The sequence below is a fragment of the Bellilinea sp. genome (genome assembly GCF_053501535.1).
In genome coordinates, this window is the sequence record NZ_JBRCOK010000045.1 from 1 (window position 1) to 5,648 (window position 5,648).

The window sequence follows — 5,648 nt, forward strand, 5'->3', positions numbered from 1 at the left end:
CGCTGCCGGGCATTGGCGAGCATGCCGTCTTCTTTGATGGCGGCAATGGTGGCCACCGCCGCGGCGCAGGCCACGGCATTCCCGCCGTAGGTTCCGCCGTGAGAACCGGTCACCCACTTTTTCATTAAATCCAGCGAGCTGAAAACTCCCGAAAGCGGCAAACCGGAAGCCAGCCCTTTGGCAACCACCAGGATGTCCGGCTGCAGGTCAAAATGCTCCAGCGCAAACCACCGCCCGGTTCTGCCAAAGCCGGACTGAATTTCGTCCACAATTAGCAGAATTTGGTGGCGGCTGCACAGCTCACGCAGCCCTTTGAGAAAACTGACCGGCGGCACCACATAGCCCCCCTCGCCGAGCACCGGTTCAACGATCATTGCGGCGGTTTCGGAGGGGGCGGTTTGAGTTTGCAAAAGAAATTCAAGTTCCTCCAGGCAGAACTGACTGGTGGTTTCCTCGTCCCAGCCAAACCGCAAAGCATAGGGGTACGGCGCCACAAACACACCCGCCGGCAGGGGTTGATACCCCGCCCGGTAAATGGTTTTGGAGGTGGTCATCGCCATGGTGTTGGCCGTCCGGCCGTGAAAACTTCCCTGAAATACGATGATGTTGCTCTTCCCGCTGGCGTGCCGGGCTAATTTGACCGCCCCTTCGACCGCTTCCGCACCGGAATTGCTGAAAAAGAAGCCGTCAATGGGCTGGGGGACGATTTCCAGCAGCGCTTCCACCAGATTCAACATCGGCTGATGGGTGATGATGTTCGCCTGCCCGTGCAGCAGCAGGGCGGCCTGTTCCTGAACGGCGCTGACCACCTTGGGGTGACAATGACCGGTGTTGGTCACCCCAATGCCGCAGGTAAAATCCAGATACGGCCTGCCGTTCAGGTCGTACAGGAGCGTGCCTTCCGCCTTGCTCACGATAATTTCGGTATAGTGACTCCACACCGGCGAAAGGTGTTTGAAAAGCGTTTGATATTTGTCGGTTACCGCATCCATATTTTTTATTCCTCTTCCGGTTCCAATCGGAACGGGTCAACATCCGGGATGCCCGGTTTGATGTACCGCCGGATGGGGAAGTAAAGCAGCGCGCCTACTCCCATTGCCGCCAGCGCCAGCCACAGCGAGTTGAGGCCCTCTTCCACCAGTTGACTGTAGATGGCCAGAAAGATGATCGCGCTGGGGGCAAGGGTTGCCAGGGTCAGCCCAAAGTAGCCGCCCGGAATTTTCTTGCGCGGGACGTGAGGGATGGAGAAGCGCAGTTTCCACAGCGCCAGGAACTGCACAAACAGCACCGTCATGTTCAGGAAAACATCCACGACCACCAGAAAGGCAAACGGCTGAAGCGAGAAAATGGAGAAGATCACCCCACACAAAATAATGGCCACATACGGCGTGCCGTAGCGGGGATGAACCCTGGTCAAAAAGGACGGCATCATCCCGTCTTCAGCCATGGCAAACGGCACACGCGTTCCTCCCAGGCCGTTTCCTATAAACAGTCCAATCATGCTCAGGATGGCCGAAATGGTGACCAGCAGCCCCAGCGTATTCGCCAGCGGGCTGTTGGGTACGCCGGTGACCTTATCGGCGATGGCGTGGGCAATATCCGGAAATTCCCAGCCGACCGAGGACATGGGATCCACGCCCCATTCGATCAGTTTTTCCTCGCCAATTCCGTATTCGGCCATCAATGCGCCAATGCCGGCTCCGGTTTCCGGTTCTTCCTGTCCCCACAGGTGATAGCGGCCGTCCTCCCCGGCCCCACCGAACAGCCCCGCCAGGGTGGGCAGGGAGTAGGTGGCAATGGCGGCAATCAAAACCAGCACCATGGCGATTGGATAGGTTCTCTTCGGGTTGACGATTTCATCGCCGGCGGCGGTGGGCAACTCCCACCCCATGAAATTCCACATCACTACGAAGAGGCCGACACTCAACGCCCCGGTAATCGTTTCGCCTTCCGGCAGGAGGGGAATGTTCAGGGTCACCCCGCCGCGAATCCACTGATAAAAACCCAGTGCCGACATCAGAATCAGGGGGATTAACATGATCACGCCGAGACCGTTGGCGGTCATCCCCGCCAGACGCGCCCCGCGGATGTTCAGGGCAGTGATGACCCAAATCAAAATCAATGCAACCCCCCAGGAAAGAACCCAGGCCGGCACTTCAATCCCGTTGATCACCGCCCCCGTCCGCAGCGCGGGGATGAAATAACCCAGATAATAAGCCGCAAGCACGGGGTAAATGGAAACATCCACCCAGGCAACCACCCAGTTCATCCAACCGGCCATGAAGCCGGCGAAAGGACCGAAGGCCTGCTTGACCCAGTGGTAATAGCCGCCTTCGACCGGCATCATGGAGGTCATTTCCCTCACCAGCAGCATGTTGGGGATGCTGAAAACCAGCGGGGTGATGACAATCAACAGGAGCGCCATGCCCGGACCGGACAGTCCGACCAGCGGCTCAATACCAAAGGCCCCGCCGCAGACGGTAAAGTAAATGAGGCCAAATAACGGCAGCAAGGTTAACTCCCGTTTCAACTTTTTCGCCTCTTGCTGAATCACCTGCCCTTTATTTTCAACCACAGCCATGAATCACCTCCAAATTAATGACCAAAGCTGAACGAGATATACCATCCATTTTATACAGGTTTTTCAGATTCCTTTGCGGATTCCTGCGGGTATTTGCCTGCTTAGGCGGGTGGTTTTTTCACCCCAAATCCTTACATCTCCTTAATGCCGTAAGGAAATCCGTATTCTGCCATGCGCTCCATAAAGGGAAGCGGATCGAACGCCTCCGGGCCGAGCACGCCTTTGCCTTTCCAGATGCCCTTCTCGATCAGTTCAAAGGCGATCACCGGGTTGAAGCCGGTCTGCGCCACCACCGCCTGAACGCCGAACTTCTGCATACATTCCTGATTGTCCGCCACCTGATAGATATAAACCTGGCGGGGCTTTCCATCCTTTTTCCCTTTCACCCAGGTGCCGGCGCAGGTTTTCCCGAACATGCGGTCACCCAGATGGGCGGGGTCGGGCAGACAGGCGGCCACCACATCACGGGGGGCAACCATCACGCCCTTAACATGGATGGGTTCTTTGTTGTCCAGCCCGAGCATTTTCAAAGTCTTCAGGACGTTGATGAACTGGTCGCCCAAACCGTATTTGAAGGTCACTCGTTTGGCTTTGACCCAGCGCGGAATGAGCAGCACTTCTTCATGTTCGACATTGACACATTCCACCTTGCCAATGCCCTCAGGAAACTCAAAAACCTCCGGCTCCGAGAACGGTTCGGTGGTGTACCAGCCCTTGCCCTCTTCCCAAATCACCGGCGGATTCAGGCACTCCTCGATGGTGGTCCAGATGGAAAAATTGGGGGCAAACTCATACCCGCGCACTTCCAGGTTGGCGCCATCCCGAATGCCGATTTCATCAATATCATCGAAGAGATAATCCTGAGCATAGCGGGCGAAGACATCCGCCATGCCCGGTTCGACCCCCATCCCCACCAGCGCCAGAAGACCTTTTTCTTCCCATTGTTTGGATTGGGCGAATTGCAAATCTCCCAGTTTCAGGCCGGGCTGATGGTAGGGGTCCTTTTCGTTCGGCTCCGAGAGGGACATGGCCATGTCTATATAATGACAACCGACATTGTAGGCGGCGTTGAAGATGGGCATGTTGTAAATCGGATCGCAGGCGTTCATGATCAGGTCAACCTGATACTTTTTCGCCAGTTCTTCGACCAGCTCCTGCCGTGAAGCATCTACCCATTCGGTGGGGAATCGCTGCGGGTCAGCCAATTTCCGCTGGACTTCTTCCAGACGATGCTTATTGTAGTCGGATAAAACCATCTGCTCAAGCCAGGGTTTTTTGGCCGACATCACCGCAATGGCCTCACCCACGCCACCTACGCCAACAAGTAAAATTTTCATGTTCTTACTCCTTTCGTGATGATTTTGGTTCTCCGAAAGTGGACAAGCCGTTTCAGGGGATTTTTCGTAAAGCATCTTTCAAGGGCAGCAAGCCCAGGCGGTCTTTGGTTTCGATTACCTGATAATCCACATCGGTCAGGGGTTTGGGAGCATCTCGCTTTTGAGTGAGGAGCGAAACGACGACCACCAGCAGCACAGAAACCAGAAAGGCCGGCACAGAACCGATGTAGGCTGCATCCCAGATGGCCAGCTCGCTATCCCCTGCGTTGATTTCCAGAGTGGTCGGATAGAGGATGGGAAGGGTGATCAACCAGGTGATCCAACCGCCCAGGAAGCCTGCCAGCGCGCCGCTCTGATTGGCTTTTTTCCAGTACATGCCGAAGGCAAACGGAGCGAACATGCCTACTAAAATAACCGTCCAGGCAAACACCGAAAGTTTGTAAATGGTCTGCGCATAAAGCGCCATCAACAGACTCATCAGCCCGATGACAAACACCATCAACCGCGTCCAGGCCAGTTGGGATTTTTCGGTCAGTCCTTTTTTGAAGAGCGGGAGGATATTTTCGGTAAATACGGAAGCGCCGGCCAGAATCGAGCTATCGGAGGTGCTCATCAACGCGGAAGCCAGCGCGGCGATAAAGATCCCTGCCAAAACGGGAGAAAGATGTTCGGTTGTGGCGGTGACGAGGATAAATTCGGTTTGTTCGGGGGCAATGTTGGGATTCATGGCAAACATGGCAATGCCAATCAAGGGGGAAAGCACCCCAAAGCCCAGATACAAAATGGCTGCCAGATACGTTCCGTGCACCGCCGTTGCCTCATTGCGGGCGGACATGGAGCGCTGCATCAAGTCCTGCGCCGCTATCGAACCCAGCCCCAAAGCCATCCAGGCTCCAACCCAATAAGTCCACCCCAATCCACCGGTGTAACCGAGGTAGCCCTCTCCCTCGATGGGCAGAAGGGTGAAGGGTTTACTGACGTACAACGAGCCGGCATTCGAGATGAAGGCATCCCATCCGCCGACCGCCCGCATGACGGCCACAAAAATCAAGGTGATTCCGCCAGCAGTTAAGAACATCTGGATGAAATCCAGCAAAGTATCCGCCCACATTCCCCCCATCATGGTGTAAGAAACCACAATCAGCGCCACGAAAAGCATGCCGGTGGTAACCGGCCAGCCGAACAGGGCGTGAACAATGTTGCCGCCCGCCACAATTTGGGCGGCTGTCCAGCCAAAGTAGGTGATCATCTGGATGATGGAGCCGGCAATCCCCATCCATTTTCCGAAGCGGCGTTCAAAAAAGTCAATAATCGTCAGGTAGCGCGCCCTGCGCATCAACCGGATGAAGAAAAACCCCGACAGAAAAAGGCACAAAGCCGCCCCAAACGGATCAAACACAACCCCTTGAAAACCGTACTGGTAGGCAGTCGAACTGGCGCCCATTAAGGTTTCGGCTGCAAACCAGGTTGCCATGATGGATGCGCCGGTCAGGTAAATGGGCAGTCTTCTGCCGGCCACAATGTAGTCGGTCGTGTTGGAAACTTTGCGGGAGGCGTAATAGCCAATCCCAATCCGGATGGCAAAAAACAGGATGATGAAGAAAACAATGATGGTTGTGTTGGAAACCGGAAATTCCATCTTATTTTTTTCTCCTTCACAAAAGAACTGTTTTTAACCTCAATTCGGGATAAATCATTTCTACATCAACTTTCGCATTTTCGTCCCCCTC

4 protein-coding genes are annotated in these 5,648 nt (G+C 55.1%); all 4 read right to left on the bottom strand.

What is annotated here, in order from left to right; translation table 11 throughout:
• Positions 1-992, bottom strand: a 992-nt coding sequence (locus ACWIZX_RS05015; protein WP_448335015.1) for an aspartate aminotransferase family protein, incomplete at its 3' end; no start/stop codon positions are given.
• 5 nt (positions 993-997) lie between these two features.
• Positions 998-2,581, bottom strand: a complete 1,584-nt coding sequence (locus ACWIZX_RS05020) for an APC family permease (protein ID WP_448335016.1) — start codon at positions 2,579-2,581, stop codon at positions 998-1,000.
• 131 nt (positions 2,582-2,712) lie between these two features.
• Entirely contained in the window at positions 2,713-3,918 is a 1,206-nt protein-coding gene (locus ACWIZX_RS05025) for a saccharopine dehydrogenase family protein (protein WP_448335017.1), read from the bottom strand.
• Positions 3,919-3,970: 52 nt separating this feature from the next.
• Positions 3,971-5,557, bottom strand: coding sequence for a sodium:solute symporter family protein (locus tag ACWIZX_RS05030; RefSeq protein ID WP_322794191.1), 1,587 nt, complete (start codon positions 5,555-5,557; stop codon positions 3,971-3,973).
• Positions 5,558-5,648: the final 91 nt, after the last annotated feature.